This is a genomic window from Rhodococcus sp. NJ-530 (assembly GCF_003860625.1).
Lineage (GTDB): Bacteria > Actinomycetota > Actinomycetes > Mycobacteriales > Mycobacteriaceae > Rhodococcus_F > Rhodococcus_F qingshengii.
Genome location: NZ_CP034152.1, coordinates 4,515,190 through 4,534,267, shown reverse-complemented (window position 1 = coordinate 4,534,267; position 19,078 = coordinate 4,515,190). Strand labels below are relative to the sequence as shown.

Genomic DNA, 19,078 nt, shown 5'->3' with positions numbered 1-19,078 from the left:
AGAATCCACAGACCGTGAGCCTTACCCTCGGAATCGTCGGACTGCCCAACGTCGGCAAGTCCACCCTTTTCAATGCACTGACCAACAACGACGTGTTGGCAGCGAACTACCCGTTCGCGACCATCGAACCCAACGTCGGTCTGGTCGAGCTGCCCGATCCGCGGCTGCAGAAGCTCGCCGAGATCTTCGGCTCCGAGCGCATCCTCCCCGCGACCGTGTCGTTCGTCGACATTGCCGGCATCGTCAAGGGAGCGTCCGAGGGCGCAGGCCTGGGTAACAAGTTCCTGGCCAACATCCGTGAAGCGGACGCCATCTGCCAGGTAGTTCGCGTCTTCGCCGACGACGACGTCATCCACGTCGACGGCAAGGTCGACCCGGCCTCCGATATCGAGGTCATCGAGACCGAACTCGTGATCGCCGACATGCAGACCTTGGAGAAGGCTCTCCCGCGTCTGGACAAGGAAGCTCGCAAGAACAAGGAGCTCAAGCCGGCCCACGACGAGGCACTCAAGGCTCAGGCCTTCCTCAACGAGGGCACGACGCTCTTCAGCGTCAAGGACAAGCTCGACTTCTCGTTGCTTCGTGAGCTGAGCCTGCTCACCACCAAGCCCTTCCTGTACGTCTTCAACGCCGACGAGTCTGTGCTCACCGACGCAGCGAAGGTTGCGGAATTGCGCGCATCCGTCGCACCGGCCGACGCTGTGTTCCTCGACGCGAAGGTCGAGCAGGAACTCCTCGAGCTCGACGAGGAAGACCGCCAGGAAATGCTCGACTCGATCGGTCAGACCGAGCCGGGCCTGCACGCTCTCGCGCGCACCGGCTTCCACACCCTCGGACTGCAGACCTACCTGACGGCTGGTCCGAAGGAAGCTCGCGCCTGGACCATCCACAAGGGTGACACCGCGCCCCAGGCTGCCGGCGTCATTCACACCGACTTCGAGCGCGGCTTCATCAAGGCTGAAATCGTGTCCTTCGACGACCTCGTCGAGGCCGGTTCCATGGCCGCAGCCAAGGCTGCCGGCAAGGTCCGCATGGAGGGCAAGGAATACGTCATGGCCGACGGCGATGTGGTGGAGTTCCGCTTCAACGTCTAAATCCGCGGCTTCTGGTCCTCACCCCACGGGCATCTCGCTGAGCGTCCGACGGGTGACGAACCGCCGCGCTTTCCCCGACAGCGGGTCGGTGAATTCGAGTTCCCTCGCGAGCAATTGGAGTGGGAGAGAATGATCGTCCGGGGCGTCGGGAAGCAGGTCGGGGTATCGCCGGTCGCCCAGGATCCCGGCGCCGAGAGCTGCCAAATGCACCCGCAACTGGTGCATCCGTCCGGACTGCGGACGTAGAACCGTGTGCAGCACAGCACGTCCGGAGGCACTCACGCCCATCCCTCGCGCCTCGATCATGGTCTCGGAGTTGGGTTCACGGCTGTCGTCGACGACGACTCGCAACTCGCCGCGTCGAGCTTCGATGTGGTTGCGGTAAACGAGAGGGACGTCGAGCGCTGGTGCATCCCGGCCCCGCCGGGTCGGTCGCGCCGACACCGCCTCGTAAACCTTCGTGACCTGACGCTTCTCGAACAGTGACTGGTAGGCGCCGCGCGTCGCGGGGCGGGCCGAGAACATCACCACCCCTGCGGTGCCGCGGTCGAGTCGATGGATCGGGGTCAGATCTGGGTTGTCGAGACGAACCCGCAGGCGGATGAGCGCCGACTCACGCAGGTATCGCCCGCTCGGAGTGGTCGGGAGAAAATGTGGCTTGTCGATGACGACGAGATCGTCGTCGGTGTGCAGGATCTCCTCGTGGAACGGCACCGGGTCCTCCGCCGGCAACTCACGGTAGTACCAGACGAACCGGTGCGCGCTGAGTTCTGTGTTCAGGCAGATCGAGTGGCCGTCGGTATCTACGAACTCGCCGTCGTCGAACCGCCGATACAGGTTCTCGGCGTCCAGATGGTCGAACTTGGCTACGACGTACTCGGCGATCGTCGCCCACGGCCCAGAGAGCGGGATGCGTAGGCGCGTCGGGCCAACCCCGTTCTTGACGGGCAGCGGTGGGGACATGGACACGCAGGTCATCATCCCATCGACTACTGGTCAGCGGTGATTCGGTGTGGCCTCGACGGGGACGTCCCCGCGGGGACGCGGAACCGAACTCACAGCGGTGGTCGGTGTAGATCGTCTACTCGAAAATCAGTAGCGCGGACGAGATGCGGGCCCGTATGGTTCGGCAGAGAAAGATCGCAGTCGAAAAGCACTGCGGGCCATACCTTCTGTAGCTCAATTGGTGAGAGCACCCGACTGTGACTCGGGCGACGGCGGATCGTAACCGCCCAGAGGGACCAGCTCAGATACGGTTGAGGTCGGGCCTCTAGGCGCAGAGGCCGGCGGCCCTTTGCCTGCACAGTTGTCGAACGAGCCTGAGCCGGTATTCCCTGAATCGCCGGACAGCATTCCAGTCGCCGGCCATTTCCGCGTCGGCAAGTAGGTATTCGCAGTTGTCCAACTGATCCTTCAAAGACATCATCAGAATTCACCTCCGATCACCCGAGCAAGTACCTGTCCAGGATGCGGCCGACGGGACCCCGGGGACATCGGCCGTAGTACCTGTTCAGGTACCTGCTTCGGTGCGCGGTGGAGGCTACTTCTTGACCGCAGGTGCAGGTAGTGGCATGCCTCGCTCGGCCAGAACGGCTCGGAGACGATTGGGGTAGTCGGTGATGATCCCGTCGACACCGAGGTCGATCAGGGCGTGCATGGTGGCGGGATCATCGACGGTCCACGGGATGACCTTCATGCCACGCGCATGTGCGCTCGCGATCATGTCGGCTGTCGGATAGAGGGTGAAACCGGGATCCCCGACCTTTCCGCCCTGCGGAGTTCCTTGGACGGGGGAGTAGGCGGAGGCACCAAAGGTTGCTACCGCCGCGATGCCGTCGCCACCGAAATCATCGATGTCCAGACCGCCGAGCCACGGTGACGCTCCGTCCTTGCCTACCTGGAGAAAGTCGCCGTTTGTGAGCGCAACGACGGGGACACTCGGCGCGAGTTGACGGGTGAGCATGAGCGAGCCCCAGTCGAAGCTCTGAATGGTGACGCTGTCCAACAATCCGGCTGCCCGGATCGTGTCGAGGACAACAGAGACGAACTGCTCACGCGGGGCGGTCTCGTGAGGCGCTCCCGCTTCCATCTTGGTCTCGATATTGAGCTTGATTCCGGGTGCGTTGTACGACTTCACCAGGGCAAGCACTTCTTCGAGCGTCTGCATTTTCGCTCCCGGAACATTCTGCTGCTCAGGGTATCCGGCAAGGGGGAGAGTGCCGCAGTCCATGGTCTTGATCTGCTGCAGGCTCAGCGTGTTGACGAATTTGCCGACGTACGGGAACTCCGGGTCACCCGCAGTTGCGGGCTCGGTGTCGAGGCATTTCTTGTTCGAGATCTTGCGATCGTGCGTGACGACAGCGATCCCGTCCTCGGTGATCTGTGTATCGAGCTCCAGTGTGCTGACGCCCATTTCGAGGGCATTCGCGAACGCGGCCAGGCTGCTTTCCGTGTACAGGCCGAGCCCGCCGCGGTGGGCTTGGACGTCGAACGTCGAAACCGGCTGGGGCGCTGAACTACCGAACGAACCGGACCAGTCGAGACTGCCGGTTGGCGATGCGGCGGCCGGGGCCGCCAGGGCGGTGAGGGGGAGTGCGACGGTCACGGCGGCGCACGACAATATTCTGCTCAGTTGCATGAAAGGAACGTAGAGGCGTCGAATGGCTCGCCGGGGTTCGTTAGGTAAACTAACGGTAAAGGTCAGGCCGCGTGAATGCGCTGCCCGACGCCGCTCGCGTGGACCTTCATCCACGACGCCAGAAGCTCACACCCGGTCAGTCCGCTCTCGTCGAGAGGTTCGATCGCGTAGCTGATGTGTCTACCGCCGCGAGGGTTCTTGAGCTGAAATCGGTTCAGGTTCAACTTCGTCGGCAGGTAACCAAGTACTTCGAGGAACGCGGTGCGAATGCGTCGTAGATCGGTACGCCACTGTTTGGGACTGAAACGAGTCTTCTGCGCATTCTGGAAAGCATTGCTACGAAGTAGTTCCCAAACCTTTCCTGCCCACACGCGTGCCTGCGAGAAGGACATCCAGCGCGTCAAGTCTGCGATGTCGCGAATGTAGCTGTCGTCGCTGGCATTACAGATCATGTCCTGCGGGTGCCCGATCCACTTGACCGGAATCCACGGCTGGATCTCGGGTCCGTCGCCGGCAACTCCGTGTCCCTCACAACCTACGATCACGCCCGCCGGTTGTTGAGGATCGGAGATCAGTCCGACTCCGATGACGTTGGCGCTGTTCAGCGTCGGAAGAGCCGAGCGGATCACGGTGCATCCCTGTGAGTATCCGATCAGCATGACCGGGCCGTCTGTCTGTGCGATTTCGGCGGTGAGGGCTTTCACACCCATCGCTGTGCTGTGCCGAAAGCTCAGGCAGCCGTCGGCGACCGGACCGTACGATGCGGGATAAGCGACCCAGCGAGAATCGAATCGACTGTCGAGTTCGTCGGTGACGGCACTGAGGAGTCCGCGCACACGGGCGCCGTGGTCGCCGACGTGGGATTCGCCGGTGCCGCCAACTGCAAGAACGGTTACCTCAGCCATGTCAGCGATCATCCACGTCGATTCTGAGAGGTCTGCATCCAAACCCTGAGAAGAGACTGGCAATCCGTTGTACTGCGAAATCGTTATCGAGCGAGCACCATTTACCCATGACGACGCCGAATCGTTCATCCAGACGAAAAGTGTCCGTTGTCGGTGCGGGAAGCGTCGGCACCGCAATTGCGTATGCGTGCCTGATACGCGGATCGGCCGACGCGCTCGCCCTCTACGACACCAACAGCGCAAAGGTCCGGGCCGAAGTTCTCGATCTCAACCACGGCACCCAGTTCACACCGCCGTGCACTGTCGACGGAGGCGATGACATCTCGGTCACCGCGGGATCCGACTTGGTCGTCGTCACCGCGGGCGCCAAACAGCATCCCGGTCAGTCGCGGCTCGAACTTGCCGCGGTGAACGTCAAGATCGCGCAGACACTGACCGAACAACTGTTGGCGGTGTCACCGGACGCGGTCCTTCTCTTCGTCACCAACCCGGTCGCCGTGGCGACCTACGCAGCGATCCAGGCCGCGGGACTGTCGTACCGCGGCCGAATTTTCGGATCTGGGACCGTGCTGGACACGGCCCGATTGCGATTCCTGCTGGCTACCGAACTCGGAGTCGCGGTGGAGAACGTTCATGCCTTCATCGTGGGCGAGCACGGGGATTCCGAGATTCCGCTCTGGTCGAGCGCAACCATCGGCGGAGTGCCGGCAACCTCGTTCGTGGGACCGTCGGGTGGCGTCCTCGGCCCCGACCTACGCGCGAAAGTAGCGAAGTCTGTAGTCGAGAGTGCTTACGAGATCATCGAGGGTAAGGGTGCGACCAACCTCGCCATCGGATTGTCGAGCGCATTCATCGCGGAAGTCGTGTTGCGGGACGAACAACGGGTTCTGCCGGTGTCGACTTTGCAGAGCGGCGTCCACGGACTCGAGCACGTTTGCCTGTCCCTTCCCACGATGGTTGGTCGTGCTGGTGCCGGCCGAGTCCTCGAAGTACCGCTATCGGAAAGAGAGGCTTCGGGGCTCCGATCTTCTGCCCGGACATTGCGAGAGGTGCAGGAATCTCTGGGATTGTGAATATCTGTTCTCCTCGATATCCGACATATAGGATCAACAAATGATCAGCTTCCTGATTCGCGCCGCGATCTTCCTGGGTTCTGCCGCTGTCGGGCTTCTAGTTGCGTCGTTGATTCTTTCGGGCTTCTCGGCGCCCACATCCGGATTCATCGTTGCGGTCGTGATCTTTGCGATTGCGCAGTCGGTCCTGGCGCCGTTCATCGCCACGGTGGCAAAGCGCCATGCACCGGCATTTCTCGGCGGAATCGGATTGGTGTCGACATTTGTCGCGCTGTTGGTGGCGTCGCTCTTCTCCAATCTGTCGATCTCCGGTGTCTCGACGTGGATTCTGGGAACCGTCGTCGTGTGGCTGGTAACCGCCGTTGCGACGCTGGTTCTTCCGTTGTTGTTCGTGCGCAAGAAAGTTCAGGAGAAGAAGGCACAGTGACGCGCCCGAACATCGGCATGAACTACACAGTCCTGGACTGCCCGGATCCGGCTGCATTGGCCAACTTCTACGTCCAGGTCCTCGAGTGGAAAAGTGTTCGCGACGAGGATGATTGGCACGTGATCGAAGGACCCGGCGGGGAGCGGCTCGCGTTTCAGCTCGCTCCGGATTTCGTTCCGGTGGACTGGCCGACCTCCGGTGTCGGGATCCATCTGGATCTGTTCGTGGATTCTCTCGACCCCGCCGAGGCTTGGGTGACGAACCTTGGAGCGCAGCGGGTGACCGACATTCCGGAGCATCAGACTTTCCGCGTGTACCGCGACCCGGTCGGTCACTATTTCTGCCTGTGCCTGCGGGACTGAGTGTCGACTCGCTCCGATCTCGTCGACCGTGGATAATTCCGAACACTTGTCACGCCCGAGAATTGGAGATCGACGATGGCTTCGCAGAATTCCAACGAATTCCTGGTAGAACGTACGACGATCGTCAAGGCAGAAGCACCGGTCGTCTTCGCGTTGATCAACGATTTCCATCAGTGGACTCAGTGGTCGCCGTGGGAAGGTCTCGACCCGGCGATGCAGCGTACGTACGCGGGGCCTGACGCGGGCGTCGGGGCTTCGTACGCCTGGGCGGGAAACAAGAAGGCGGGCTCCGGTTCGATGGTGATCACCGAATCCGTCCCGAATGAACGAGTAGTTTTGGACCTGGCCTTCCTCAAGCCGTTCAAGGCGCAGAACGTCACCACGTTTCTCATCTCGCCGAATTCCGGTGAAGTTCAGGTGACGTGGAAGATGACCGGAAAGAAGAATCTGTTCTTCAAGATCTTCGGTTTCATCTTCAGCATGGACAAGCTTGTCGGAAAGGATTTCGAGAAGGGCCTGTCCCAGCTGAAAGCTGCTGCAGAAAAGAGCTGACAAGCCGGTGGTACCGTCTCCCGGTGTTACGGATGACGCCCACCGATGCCCAAACCTTCTGGATTTCGGAGAAGATCCCGAACGATCAGCTGCTGCTCTACTGTTTCGACGGGCAGAGCCAGCACATGGACGAGCTACGACGCTCGGTGGTGGAAAGAGCGTCGCTCATTCCGGATCTCAATGTTCGGATTCGTGAATCACCGTGGCACCTCGACTATCCGGTGTGGGAGCCCATGCCGGTCGACGCCTCCTTGGTGAGAGTGCATGAGTTGCCCGAAAACTCGTGGCTCTCGTGCATTCACGGAATCGAGAAACTACTCGAGAACCACGTCGACCCGCGCGAGTCCCCGTGGACGCTGCACCTGTTTCACGGCGTCACCGGCGTGCCGCGCTGCAGTGGCCCGGCGCTGATCGCAGTTCTGCAGGTCGCTCATTCTCTGGCGGACGGCAAACGTGCGTCGGCGATTGCTCGCCAGCTGTTCTCGCCGCAACCGCCCGCGAAGCAGAAGACGGACGTGCGGCGTAGCGGATCAGCCGAGATTCTGGGCCGCGCCGCCCTGCGCCTTCCGGGCCAACTTGTTTCGCTGTTCCGCGACGGCCGGGCGGGGCACCGCGCGCAGTTACAGCTGCAGGCGGACACCGAATCGGGAGTTGTTGCGCCGCAGGCGGCGAGCCGTCCGAAGGTGCGCTCGAACATCCCTCCCGGACCGCACCGACTGGTGCGCATGGTCGTGCGGGACAGCGCAGATTTCCGTGGCGACGGCGTATCCGTCACAGTCGGAGCGATGACAGCCATCTCGGTAGCGATGGCGAACTACCTCACCGAGCGAGACGGCTCGGTACCGCCCGAATTGGGAGCTGAGGTGACCATCGCCAAGGCAGGTACACCCACGGCGCGCAATCACTTCCGCAATGCAGGTGTCGGGCTGTTCCCGGAAGTCGATGATCTTCGTGAGCGAGCCCAACTGATCAAGGAGTCGATGGACGAGCGTCGCGCACGTGCGTCCCATCCATCCAGCGCAGCGTCGGATCTCGCGCTGAACGCTGTTCCCGGCCCGCTGGTCCGTTGGGGCGTGCAGCAATACGATTTCACGGCAGTACCCGACGAGGTCACTGGAAACACCGTGGTGTCGAGTGTCGCGCGCGGTGACGCGGATCTGGTGCTCGGAGGCGGCGTCGTTCGGTTCACAGCGGGCTTCCCGAGTTTGTCGCCGGTCATGTCGTTGACCCACGGCGTACACGGGATCGGGGACACGGTGACGATCAGCATCACCAGCAGTCCGGCCTCGATTCCGGACGTCGATGTGTACGAGCAGATGATGCACGACGCGATCGACGAGGTGCGCGAAGCGCTGTCGTGACGGCCTGATGTACTGGCTGCATGGGATTCACGCGCGCCGAACTGGAATCGTTCCGAGACGCCGAGATCGAGGATCTGATCGGGCCGGATTGCCGGCTGTTGTTCGTCGGTATCAATCCGGGACTGTGGACGGCGGCGACCGGCGCGCATTTCGCCAGACCGGGTAATCGGTTCTATCCGGCACTGCTGCGGGCAGGCATAATCGAGCATGCGATCGATCCTTCCGCGGGTATGTCGGACGCTGACACACAGCATCTGATCGATCGGGGAGTGGGCATCACCAATTTGGCGGTGCGGGCAACTGCGCGCGCCGATGAATTGACGTCGGAGGAACTCGCAACTGGCGGAGTTCGGGTCCGAAACATCGTGCGCGCAACCAATCCAGTAGTCGTTGCCTTCGCCGGGATCACCGCCTATCGAACAGCTTTCGGTGACAAGAAGGCGAAGGCCGGGCGTCAGGACCGTGATTTCGAGGGGGCAAAACTGTGGATCGTGCCCAATCCCAGTGGTCTCAACGCACACGAGACGGTGGACACCTTGGCAGCGAAATATCGTTCCGCCGCATCCGAAGCCGGAATTCTCTGAGAGAAGTCGCAGTTCCGTTCGGCCAGAACAAGGTACAAGTTAAAGTGCTTGTATGTCTGTTCTATACAACGTCTTTGTAGTGATTCACCTACTCGGCATGGCTGCCCTGGTCGGTAGCTACTTCACCGTCCTCAAGGCTCCTTCGATCACCGAGGTCATGGTGTGGGGTGCCAGGATGCAGTTCGTGTCCGGCCTGATCATCGTCGGGTTGGGCGAAGGCGCCCTGGACAAGAACTACATTCACGCGAAGATCGCTGTGAAGCTGGTGCTTTCGCTGGTCATCGTGGCGCTTGCCGAGATCACCCGGGCGAAGCAGAAGAAGGGCCAGCCCAATCCGAATCTGGTACACGTCGTCGGCGGGTTGTCGATCGTGACCGTATTCGTGGCCGCGCTCTGGACCTGACAAAGACACAAAAGAGCCCCGGCGATCGAAACTCGCCGGGGCTCTTTGCTGTTGACGTGTCTACAGACCCGGGCGCTTGCCGATCGTCAGGGTCACTTCACCGGTGTGCGCAAAGAAGTCGTTGCCCTTGTCGTCGACGACGATGAAGGCGGGGAAGTCCGCGACGTCGATCTTCCAGACGGCTTCCATTCCCAGTTCGGCGTACTCGAGGATGTCGACCTTCTTGATGCAGTCGAGCGCCAGGCGAGCGGCCGGTCCACCGATCGACCCGAGGTAGAAACCGCCGTGCGAGTTGCAGGCGTCGGTGACCTGCTTGGAGCGGTTTCCCTTGGCCAGCATGATCATCGAGCCACCGGCGGCCTGGAACTGCTCGACGTACGAGTCCATACGGCCGGCCGTGGTCGGGCCGAACGAACCGGACGCCATGCCGTCGGGCGTCTTGGCGGGGCCGGCGTAGTACACCGGGTGATCCTTGAGGTACTGCGGCATCTCTTCGCCTGCGTCGAGGCGTTCCTTGATCTTGGCGTGCGCGATGTCGCGTGCCACGACGAGCGGACCGGTCAAGGAGAGACGAGTCTTCACCGGGTGCTTGGAGAGCTCGGCGAGGATCTCCGACATCGGCTTGGTCAGATCGATCTTGACCGCAGCGCCCTTGCCGGTACCCGAAATGCCATCCGTCTCTTCGTCGAGCTGAGCGTCCGTGACCTCGGGCAGGAAACGGCCCGGGTTGAATTCGAGCTGTTCCAGGAACACGCCCTCCGGGGTGATCTTGGCCTTCGCCTGTCGATCTGCCGAGCAGGACACCGCAATGGCGACGGGCAACGAAGCGCCGTGGCGGGGGAGTCGGACGACGCGGACGTCGTGGCAGAAGTACTTGCCGCCGAACTGTGCTCCGATACCGATCTTCTGCGTCAGCTCGAAAACCTTCTTCTCGAGCTCGTGATCGCGGAAGCCGCGACCCGTGATGGCGCCTTCGGTGGGCAATTCGTCGAGATAGTGCGCCGACGCGTACTTCGCCGTCTTCATCGCGAACTCGGCCGAAGTACCGCCGACGACGATTGCAAGGTGGTAGGGCGGGCAGGCTGCGGTGCCGAGTGAGCGGATCTTCGCCTCGAGGAACTGCATCATCGAGTCGGGATTGAGGATCGCTTTGGTTTCCTGGTACAGGTAGGACTTGTTGGCGCTTCCGCCGCCCTTGGCCATGAAGAGGAACTTGTACGAGTTCTCATGTCCGGCAGCAGTATCGGCGTACAGCTCGATCTGCGCGGGCAAGTTGTTGCCGGTGTTCTTCTCGTCCCACATCGTGATGGGGGCGTTCTGCGAGTAGCGCAGGTTCAGACGCGTGTAGGCGTCGTAGACACCGCGGGCAATGGACTTCTCGTCGTCGCCGGGGGTGAGTACGTGCTGTCCACGCTTGCCCATGACGATGGCGGTTCCGGTGTCCTGGCACATCGGCAGAACGCCGGCAGCGGCGATATTGGCGTTCTTGAGCAGGTCGAGCGCGACGAACTTGTCGTTGTTCGACGCTTCGGGATCGTCGAGGATGCTCGCGAGCTGCGTCAGGTGATCCGTGCGCAGGTAATGAGAGATGTCGTGCAGCGCCGTTTCGGTCAGCAAGCGCATCGCTTCCGGCTCGACCTGCAGGAAGGTGCGGCCGTCCGGTCCCTCGACTGTCGACACCCCTTCGGTGGTGAGCAATCGGTACTCGGTGGTGTCATCACCGATCGGCAACAGGTCCTCATAGAGGAAGTCGGCCATCATCTCTCCTGAACAAGGGTGCGTGCGAAGGTCGCATTCAGGTTATCGTTGGGGGTTTCCTTCTCCGAATCGGGGCGGGTGTGAGCTGGAATTATCCGGATGCCACTGGCTCGATCAAGATACTTCGACCAGTTCGGAGAGCTCGACGCCGCGAAATTCGGCAAGTATTTCGGCCTGCTCGGCCACTGCTGCGCGGGCCGATCGTGACCATGTTCCCCACGGGGTGATCGCGACCTTCAGCTTCTTTCCGGATGCTCGTGGTCGCCACAATCCGGTGATCGTGCCACCGACCACCACCGTGCCCGGTCGCCCGAGGGTCGGCCACACCGTCTTCTGGGCGGTCGGATCGGGAACCAGGGTCTCCCGATCCTTGAGCTGTACATACGGATCGAAAGGCCCGAGCAAGCGCGTACTCGAATCGGTGGGGGAGCCGAACAAGTCTTCGCGGTCCTGTTCGAGAATCCACCGCTTCTCGCCGTTCACCTCGATCTCCTCGGCATCGACTGGCCAGTGGGCTTTGACGTCCCTGACCGGAGCATCGAGAAACGACGCGACGTGAGCAGGAGTCGCGGGGCCGTAGAACCGCAGATAACCCCGGATCACGTCGAAGCGGGAATCTGCGTCTGCGCCCGTGGCGCTGAATGGGCGTCGGCGCCAACCCGGAATGCGTTCGAGCACTGGGGGAGATGTGTCCGGCTGTAGCTCGAGGCCTGCCTGGAGTGCCGCGAGCCGGAACGGCATCTCGTACAGATGAGTGGCATTGCACGGGCGGCAGAATCTCAGATAGGGCTCGGTCACTCGGTTGGTCAACTGCGCGGACATCTCGCCCTTGACGGTTGGTTTCGAGACGATATCCCGCATCGCAGTAGCAACTGTTTGCAGGGCAGTCAGCGTCGGGATGCCGGCGGCCTTCAGGGGCCGATTCGCGTCGTAAATGCGTTTGGCTGCATCGGCTTCGCTGAACGGCGACGTGGCGACGGCGATGGCAGGCAGGTCACCCCGACGGTAATAGTGGGGAGCTCCGCGCAACGTCCAGGCAAGAGCGAGCTCAGTGGCGTCGCCGCGGACGCCGCGGATCCGCAGGGCCCAGGCGGCTCCGTCAGGTCCGGTGTTCTGAATCCCGAGATCGAGAATGCTGCAATCGCTGTGATTGGCGTCACCGGCAACCGCTCGGTCGAGTTGATGGCGGTGCCACCGGAAATTAGCTACCTGCGTGAGTGAGGTTGCGCTAGACATGATTTCAGTTTACTGGTGGGTAACCGCAGGATTTGGGGCGGTTGATCAATGCGGCGACAGAATTGGTCAAATTCGACCGATTGGCCGGAATTTTTTCAGTAGCAGACCTTATTAGTCGAAATAATGACCCCATTGTCGGAATCCTTTGCCAACTGGTCGTTCGTATGATTACTGTTACCCACGTCACGGATACATTACAGATGTGACGCAGCTGTCACAGCACTGTCGGGTGCTTTTTGGCAGCTGACCTCTGACTTCTCTAGGAGATTCACATGGGTTCACTGATGTCGATCGTCGAACTTGCACTCAAGGGCATGGGCTCGCTTGGTGCCGGCGACCAGTTGTTCGAAACCTTCATCGGTTCGGTTCAGGCGAACACGGGCAGCCTCAAGCCGCTCGGCTGATTCCGCTCGCCGGAATCGGACTGTTCTGTCGCACAACTTCCGCTCGGGTTACCGAGACCTAAACAACTGTAGGAGTTTTCATGGGTTCCATCGAAATCGTGGGGAACGTCGTCACGGCTGTCAACAGCGTCGGCACCGCATTCTTCAATGCGTTGACCGAGCTCAGCGGCGGCACGGTTACGCCCAAGTAAGCGTCGTCTGACGAGGAAGGCTCACGCACTCGGTGCGTGAGCCTTTCCGTGTCGACCGGATCGAGTTTTTCCGATCATGTCGGGTTTGCCTGTTTCAGGCGGTACCGTTCGAAAGGTTCCGCTGCCGAAGAGAGTGACCCGGATGATCGAGACTCGTGCGTTACGAACGGTTTTCCGTGTCTTCGTGGCGTTGGCCACGGCAGTATGTGGGCTCCAGTTCCTCGCAGCGCCAGGTCACGCTCAGTCGGCGGACAGCAGGCTGGTCGACATCTCGGTGTACTCACCGTCGATGGGGCGCGACATTCCGTTGCAGGTCTTGCGGCCGGCTGATACTTCGACGCCTGCTCCGACGCTCTACCTACTCAACGGAGTAGACGGAGGAAAAGACGACGCGACGTGGTCGGTGCGGACCGACGCACCGAAGTTCTTCGCGGACAAGCACGTCAACGTGGTCACCCCTCTCGGTGGAGCATTCAGCTATTACACCGATTGGGAGCGGCCGGACCCCGGCCTCGCGAAATCCGGCAACAACAACGGGGTCAACATGTGGACCACGTTCCTGACGGAAGAACTACCGCCAGTCATTGATTCGACGTTCGGGACGACCGGCGAGAACGCACTGACAGGCCTGTCGATGGCAGGCACGTCGGTACTGGATCTGGCTATGGCGGCGCCCGCGCTGTACAAGAGTGTCGGGTCCTTCAGCGGGTGCGCGATGACGAGTCCGGGCATCGGGCAGGACTTCGTGAAACTCGTGGTCGCCGTCGGTGGGGGTGACGCGGAAAACATGTGGGGTCCGTACTTTGGTCCGGGTTGGCCGGCTCACGATCCGGTTGTCAACGCGGACAAGCTACCTCGAATCCCGATGTACATCACAACCGCAACCGGAATTCCGGGTCCGTACGACAGACTTGCCGATCCGCGGATCGGCAACGACGTCACAGATTTGGCGTTGCAGCTTGTTCTCGGTGGCGGAATCGAGGCGGCAACTAACTACTGCACCACCCAGCTTGCGGACAGGACGAACGCATTGGGTATGAACAAGATTCGCTACAACTTCAAGCCGGCAGGAACGCATTCATGGGGATACTGGGAAGACGACTTACACGACTCGTGGCCGATGATCGCCGCGTCGCTCGGCGTGTGAGGCCCCAACGAGCAAGTCTTCGAAGCGTCGTTCTCGTAGGCGCGCTCGCCTTGATTTCAGTACTGGCGCCGCCTTCGGCCGCGCTCGCCGACGAGACTCCCCGGATAACGAGCGCCACCGAACTGTCTTCGCGCTTGGTGATTCTCGACGTCGCGAGTCCCGCCATGGGGCGCACCATGGCGGTGAAAGTGCTGCTTCCTGCCGACCGCTCGGAACCGCGCGGGACGCTGTATCTCCTGGACGGCAATTCCGGGCAGATCGAGGAGAACAACTGGTTGGCCCCGGCTAACGGCGATATCGTCCCGTTCTTTGCCGACAAGAATGTGAACGTCGTACTCCCCATCGGTGGAACCGGCACCATGTACACCGATTGGCAGGAAGACCACCCGAAATTCGGTCGTCTGAAGTGGGAGACGTTCCTGACGAAAGAGCTTCCCCCACTGATCGACACGAGGTTCGCCACCAACGGGCACAACGCAATCGGCGGGATCTCGATGGGTGCAGAAGCCGCTCTGATCCTGGCCCAACGCTCGGCCGGGTTGTACGACGCGGTCGCGGGCTACAGCGGCTGCTACACAACCGTCGGAGGATTCGGCAAGGCGTTGACCGATCTCGTGGTCATCAACGGAAATGCCCGTTCGGAGCAGATGTGGGGTCCGGCCGGCAGCGAGGCTTGGCAAGAGCACGACATTTTCGCCAATGCCGACAAGCTGCGCGGCACCAAGGTGTATCTCGCCTCGGGATCGGGACTACCAGGTCCGCACGAAACTCTCGATACTCCTGCCCTGGGCCGGGTACTGGTCGTCGGCGGGGTCATGGAACTGGGATCGAACCTGTGCACCGACCAGATCACTCAGGTGTTGCGTGATCGCGGAGTCGATGTCACCCGCAGCGCTCAGCCGGTGGGGACGCACGGTTGGCCGTACTGGCGCGACGAACTCGTTCGTTCCTGGCCGATGCTCGAATCTGCGTTGTCCGCTTGAGCAGTTCCTGGCGATGAGTTTTCGTTTCGGGTCGGGTCTATAACCCTGTACACCTGTTTCGTAACCTCTCCGACAAGGACAGAACATGCCTTCCATCACTCCCTGTTTGTGGTTCGACAACCAAGCAGAAGAAGCAGCCAACTTCTACATCTCGGTGTTCGGTTCCGGGCAGATACTCGGAATCGAACGGTACGTCGAGGGATCGCCCTCCGGAATGGCGGCAGGCTCGGTGATGACCGTCAGCTTCGAACTCGGCGGTCAGCGATTCACCGGATTGAACGGCGGGCCGATGTTCACGTTCTCGGAAGCAGTGTCTTTCGAGATTCCGTGCGTCGATCAGGCTGAGGTCGATCACTACTGGTCCCGGCTGACCGAGGGTGGGGAAGAGGGCCCGTGCGGCTGGGCCAAGGACAAGTTCGGATTGTCCTGGCAGGTAGTCCCGAATCGTCTTCTCGAACTGATGAAGGATCCGGATCGGGCCAAGGCGCAACGCGCCACGGACGCGATGATGAAGATGAAGAAGATCGACATCGCGGAGCTCGAACGGGCAGCAGAGGCGTCCTGAACACGATCTGGCCGATGGGCGACAGCCTTCGTTAGCTGATGCTAGCCTTCCCTAATTCTCGCTGAGCGTTGGAGGAGTGCTGGTAACCATGCGAATCAAAGTCTCTCGAATGAAGATTGCAGTCACCGCCTTGGCGGCCTCGCTCGCCGTCGCCGGACTTGCCGGCTGCAGCAGCGACAGCGCTGACGCACCCGCGGAGGCGGGAGCAACCGTCTCGACCATGTTCGGTGACGTCGAGGTCCCGGCCAACCCGCAGCGCGTCGTTGCGCTCGGTTGGTCGGACGCCGAGACGGCACTTGCCCTCGGAACACAGCCGGTCGGTGTCGCGGACTGGATGGCGTTCGGTGGCAAGGGCGTCGGACCCTGGATTGCGGACGAGTTCACCACGGACCCGAAGATCCTCGGAACGATGGACTTGAGCGTCGAAGACGTCATCGCGCTCGAACCGGACCTCATTCTGTGGACGCGAAGCGACAACACGCAGGCCACCTACGACAAGCTCAGTGCCATCGCGCCGACGGTCGGGCCGCCTCCAGGTCTCGCCACGGCCTACGGGACGACGGTCGAGCAGCAGACCGAACTCGTCGCCAAGGCACTCGGCAAAGAATCGGAAGGCAAGGCGCTACTCGACGGCCTCGACGCCAAGTTCGACGCCGCGATTGCCGCCAATCCGAACTTCGCGGGCAAGACCGCGGCGGTCGGCGCCTACAGTTCCGACGGTTACGGCGCGTACGTACCCGGCGACGCACGCGCAGACTTCATGACCCGCCTCGGCTTCACGATCCCGACGGCGATCACCGAAAAAGCCACCGGAAACTTCTACATCCCGGTCGCCAACGAGAACCTGAACCTGTTCGACGCGGATCTCACGGTGCTGTTTCCGATCTTCCTCGACAGCAGTGCGTTTGCGAACGATCCGCTACTGCGCGCAATCCCGTCGGCTCAGGAGGGACATCTGTTGATCCTCGATGACCCGGCACTCGTCAATGCGTTCTCGAGTGGCTCGGTACCGGGGTTGACCTACGCAATCGACAACGCCGTTCCGAAGTTTGCGAGCACGCTCGGCGCCTGATCAGAGCTGTTTCGGGACCTGCCCGTCACTGTGAGCGTGTTCGCAAACAGTGGCGGGCAGTTCTCGTGCGCCGGTACACTGGACAAAGTGAACTTTCAGCTAACGAGCGGCGGCCCAGTGGAGATCGAAGCGACCGCTCCTCGTTTTCCGCGGATGCATGCATACGTGGATATCGCTGTTGTGATCGTGGTGCTGGTGGGAACCAATCTGATCGCGCATTTCACCACCGCCTGGGCAAGCATCGCGACGGTACCCATCTCTGCTCTCGTCCTGTTGGCGCTCACCAAGCGCCGGGGAATGGGGTGGGCGGAATTGGGGCTGTCCCCTCGTGACCTGCGGCGAGGTTCGAAGTACGCGCTTGCCGCCGTCGGCCTGGTCCTGACGGTTGTCGCCGTCGGCGCGTTGCTTCCGCTCACACGTCCTTTCTTCATGGCGGATCGCTACGCCACTATTTCCGGCGCGATCATCGCGTCGATGATCGTGATCCCGCTGCAGACCGTCATTCCCGAAGAGTTGGCTTTCCGTGGCGTCCTGCACGGCACGTTGAACCGGGTCAGTGGATTCCGCGGCGTCGCCGCTGCCGGTTCTCTGATGTTCGGACTGTGGCACATCGCGTCGTCGATGGGTTTGACCAGTGGTAACGAAGGGCTGTCCGGCTTTCTCGGTACCGGAGTCGTCGGCCAGGTCGCCGGCATCCTCGGAGCTGTTCTCGCCACCGCTGCGGCCGGTCTCGTGTTCACCTGGCTTCGTCATCGCAGCGGCAGCCTGATTGCGCCGATTGCTCTGCATTGGTCGTTGAATGGTGCAGGTGCACTGGCTGCGGCTCTTGTTTGGCATGCAACTCTTGCTTGATCCCAATATCTGACAAAAAGGACAGCATTCGCCGCGCGGCGCCGGGTAGTTTTGTGCTTTGCTCAGTAAGTGACGCACCTTCATCGAGGCCATGTCTTCCACATTTCCGGTCGTCCGACGGTTGAGGATGCGGCGCAGTCGCTCGTCTCGATCCCCGACGGCGTCTTGGCGATCGACGATGCCGGAACGATCGTCTACTGCGGAGAATTCGAATCGCTCCCCGGAGACCTCGCGGGCGGCGAAATTCACGACCACCGACCGGGTTTCCTGCTGCCCGGATTCGTCGATGCACACATTCATTTCCCGCAGACCTACGCAGGCGACGCCTACGGCGGCGGCCAACTCCTCGAGTGGCTCGACCTGTGCGTCTTTCCCTCCGAATCGAGATTCGCTGATCCGGAATTCGCCCAGCACGCTGCCGAGGCCTTCTGCGCTCGCCGAGTCGCCACGGGAACCACGGCCGCGATGGTGTTCGGATCGGCCTTCCCGGACGCGCAGGACGCCCTGTTCTCGGAAACTCTGAAACGCGGCCTTCGAGTGGTCAGCGGACGTGGGATTCAGACCACCGGCCCGGCCTCCGCTGCCGCGCTGATCACCTCGGAAGAGGACGCGATCAGACTCACCCGCGAGGAGATCGACAAGTGGCACGCGGCCGACACCGGCGACGTGAACACTGCGCTCATTCACGTCGCAGTGGTTCCCCGCTTCTCTCTCGCGGTGACAACACGGACGCTGAAGGACTTGGGGGAGTTGTACGACTCCGTCCGTGGCCGGGGCGTCTACTTCCACAGTCATCTCAACGAGAACAATCGGCCCGGAACCGGCGAGGTGGCGACCACACTCGCCGAGTACGAGGTCGAGACCTATCTCGACACGTACGACGGCAAGTTCCTCCCGGGCTCACAGGTCGGCGGAAAGAGCTTCCTGGGTCCACGCGCGATACTCGCGCACTCGGTGCACTGCCAGGACTCCGAACTCGCACGAATGGCGGAGACCGGAACCTCCATCGCACATTGCCCTACTTCCCAGCAGTTTCTCGGCTCCGGCACCATGCCGTGGAAACGAACCGTTGCGTCAGGGGTCAACATCGCGATCGGATCGGACTTCGGTGGCGGCGACGAGTGCCTGCTCACCCGAGTCCTCGGCGACGCCTTCAAGGTTCACATCTCCGAAGCCGGCGACGGCGGAGTGTCGATGCACCCTGCCGAACTGCTGTTCACCGGAACACTCGCCGGTGCTCGCGCGCTGGACATGGAGAACCGGATCGGCAACTTCGACGAGGGCAAAGAGGCCGACTTCCTGGTGATCGATCCGTCCGGGTGGCCGCCGCTCGCCGGGCTCGTCAACTACGGAACGCGTTCGGATGATCCGATACTCGCCCGCGACCAGACGCTCTTCGGGCTCCTGATGGCGATGCGCGAGCCCGCGATTGCGCACGTGTACGTGCAAGGGCGCCGGATATCGGGCTGAC

20 protein-coding genes and 1 tRNA gene are annotated in these 19,078 nt (G+C 61.7%); 16 read left to right on the top strand and 5 right to left on the bottom strand.

Translation table 11 applies throughout. The features are described 5' to 3' along the window. Positions 1-14 precede the first annotated feature (14 nt). The gene (gene ychF / locus EHW12_RS20960) at positions 15-1,094 is read left to right on the top strand and encodes a redox-regulated ATPase YchF (RefSeq protein WP_019744568.1); all 1,080 of its coding nucleotides are present in this window, start codon (positions 15-17) and stop codon (positions 1,092-1,094) included. 18 nt (positions 1,095-1,112) lie between these two features. Here the strand turns inward: ychF and EHW12_RS20955 are convergent, their stop codons facing one another. Continuing rightward, on the bottom strand, positions 1,113-2,075 hold the full coding sequence (locus EHW12_RS20955; protein WP_125051657.1) for a pseudouridine synthase: 963 nt from the start codon (positions 2,073-2,075) through the stop codon (positions 1,113-1,115). A gap of 187 nt (positions 2,076-2,262) precedes the next feature. Here EHW12_RS20955 and EHW12_RS20950 point away from each other — a divergent pair. Beyond that, a tRNA-His gene (locus tag EHW12_RS20950) sits at positions 2,263-2,338 on the top strand. Between the two features lie 296 nt (positions 2,339-2,634). Here the strand turns inward: EHW12_RS20950 and EHW12_RS20945 are convergent. Then, positions 2,635-3,732, bottom strand: coding sequence for a glycerophosphodiester phosphodiesterase family protein (locus tag EHW12_RS20945; protein ID WP_206434765.1), 1,098 nt, complete (start codon positions 3,730-3,732; stop codon positions 2,635-2,637). A gap of 62 nt (positions 3,733-3,794) precedes the next feature. Beyond that, complete coding sequence (locus EHW12_RS20940; RefSeq protein ID WP_125051655.1) at positions 3,795-4,637, bottom strand: PE-PPE domain-containing protein; 843 nt, start codon at positions 4,635-4,637, stop codon at positions 3,795-3,797. A 107-nt stretch (positions 4,638-4,744) separates the two neighbouring features. Between EHW12_RS20940 and EHW12_RS20935 the strand changes: the two genes are divergently transcribed. The 7 genes from EHW12_RS20935 (at position 4,745) to EHW12_RS20905 (ending at position 9,399) form a co-directional block, all read left to right on the top strand. Next, on the top strand, positions 4,745-5,710 hold the full coding sequence (locus EHW12_RS20935; RefSeq protein ID WP_125051653.1) for an L-lactate dehydrogenase: 966 nt from the start codon (positions 4,745-4,747) through the stop codon (positions 5,708-5,710). Positions 5,711-5,750: 40 nt separating this feature from the next. Continuing rightward, positions 5,751-6,137 (top strand): phage holin family protein, encoded by a 387-nt coding sequence (locus tag EHW12_RS20930; RefSeq protein WP_003945275.1) that lies wholly within the window; start codon positions 5,751-5,753, stop codon positions 6,135-6,137. Continuing rightward, complete coding sequence (locus EHW12_RS20925; protein WP_125051651.1) at positions 6,134-6,499, top strand: VOC family protein; 366 nt, start codon at positions 6,134-6,136, stop codon at positions 6,497-6,499. The genes EHW12_RS20930 and EHW12_RS20925 overlap by 4 nt, the downstream gene beginning before the upstream one ends. 75 nt (positions 6,500-6,574) lie before the next feature. After that, complete coding sequence (locus tag EHW12_RS20920; RefSeq protein WP_007726321.1) at positions 6,575-7,051, top strand: SRPBCC family protein; 477 nt, start codon at positions 6,575-6,577, stop codon at positions 7,049-7,051. Between the two features lie 32 nt (positions 7,052-7,083). Continuing rightward, on the top strand, positions 7,084-8,412 hold the full coding sequence (locus EHW12_RS20915) for a WS/DGAT domain-containing protein (protein ID WP_125051649.1): 1,329 nt from the start codon (positions 7,084-7,086) through the stop codon (positions 8,410-8,412). A gap of 20 nt (positions 8,413-8,432) precedes the next feature. After that, complete coding sequence (locus tag EHW12_RS20910; RefSeq protein ID WP_003945221.1) at positions 8,433-8,996, top strand: mismatch-specific DNA-glycosylase; 564 nt, start codon at positions 8,433-8,435, stop codon at positions 8,994-8,996. 52 nt (positions 8,997-9,048) lie between these two features. Continuing rightward, a complete protein-coding gene (locus tag EHW12_RS20905; RefSeq protein WP_003945214.1) occupies positions 9,049-9,399 on the top strand; it encodes a hypothetical protein in 351 nt (116 codons plus the stop codon). A gap of 60 nt (positions 9,400-9,459) precedes the next feature. Here the strand turns inward: EHW12_RS20905 and EHW12_RS20900 are convergent, their stop codons facing one another. Both EHW12_RS20900 and EHW12_RS20895 read right to left on the bottom strand, forming a co-directional pair. After that, positions 9,460-11,157, bottom strand: a complete 1,698-nt coding sequence (locus EHW12_RS20900; protein ID WP_125051647.1) for a fumarate hydratase — start codon at positions 11,155-11,157, stop codon at positions 9,460-9,462. 114 nt (positions 11,158-11,271) lie between these two features. Beyond that, positions 11,272-12,393 (bottom strand): winged helix DNA-binding domain-containing protein, encoded by a 1,122-nt coding sequence (locus EHW12_RS20895; protein WP_125051645.1) that lies wholly within the window; start codon positions 12,391-12,393, stop codon positions 11,272-11,274. Positions 12,394-12,665: 272 nt separating this feature from the next. Here EHW12_RS20895 and EHW12_RS35915 point away from each other — a divergent pair, with 272 nt between their 5' ends. From EHW12_RS35915 to EHW12_RS20865, 7 genes are all read left to right on the top strand, one after another. After that, positions 12,666-12,797, top strand: coding sequence for a hypothetical protein (locus EHW12_RS35915; RefSeq protein ID WP_256931554.1), 132 nt, complete (start codon positions 12,666-12,668; stop codon positions 12,795-12,797). A gap of 333 nt (positions 12,798-13,130) precedes the next feature. Beyond that, the gene (locus EHW12_RS20890) at positions 13,131-14,135 is read left to right on the top strand and encodes an alpha/beta hydrolase family protein (RefSeq protein WP_125051644.1); all 1,005 of its coding nucleotides are present in this window, start codon (positions 13,131-13,133) and stop codon (positions 14,133-14,135) included. Between the two features lie 50 nt (positions 14,136-14,185). Continuing rightward, on the top strand, positions 14,186-15,118 hold the full coding sequence (locus EHW12_RS20885) for an alpha/beta hydrolase family protein (RefSeq protein WP_241199016.1): 933 nt from the start codon (positions 14,186-14,188) through the stop codon (positions 15,116-15,118). Positions 15,119-15,203: 85 nt separating this feature from the next. Beyond that, positions 15,204-15,683 carry a VOC family protein gene (locus tag EHW12_RS20880; protein ID WP_125051642.1) on the top strand — a complete coding sequence of 160 codons (480 nt, stop codon included), beginning with the start codon at positions 15,204-15,206 and terminating at the stop codon, positions 15,681-15,683. 88 nt (positions 15,684-15,771) lie between these two features. Beyond that, positions 15,772-16,755: an iron-siderophore ABC transporter substrate-binding protein gene (locus EHW12_RS20875; protein WP_054188752.1), complete on the top strand. Its 984-nt coding sequence runs from the start codon at positions 15,772-15,774 to the stop codon at positions 16,753-16,755. A gap of 153 nt (positions 16,756-16,908) precedes the next feature. Continuing rightward, complete coding sequence (locus EHW12_RS20870) at positions 16,909-17,607, top strand: CPBP family intramembrane glutamic endopeptidase (RefSeq protein WP_020908494.1); 699 nt, start codon at positions 16,909-16,911, stop codon at positions 17,605-17,607. 69 nt (positions 17,608-17,676) lie between these two features. Continuing rightward, on the top strand, positions 17,677-19,077 hold the full coding sequence (locus tag EHW12_RS20865) for an amidohydrolase family protein (protein WP_125051640.1): 1,401 nt from the start codon (positions 17,677-17,679) through the stop codon (positions 19,075-19,077). Position 19,078 lies beyond the last annotated feature (1 nt).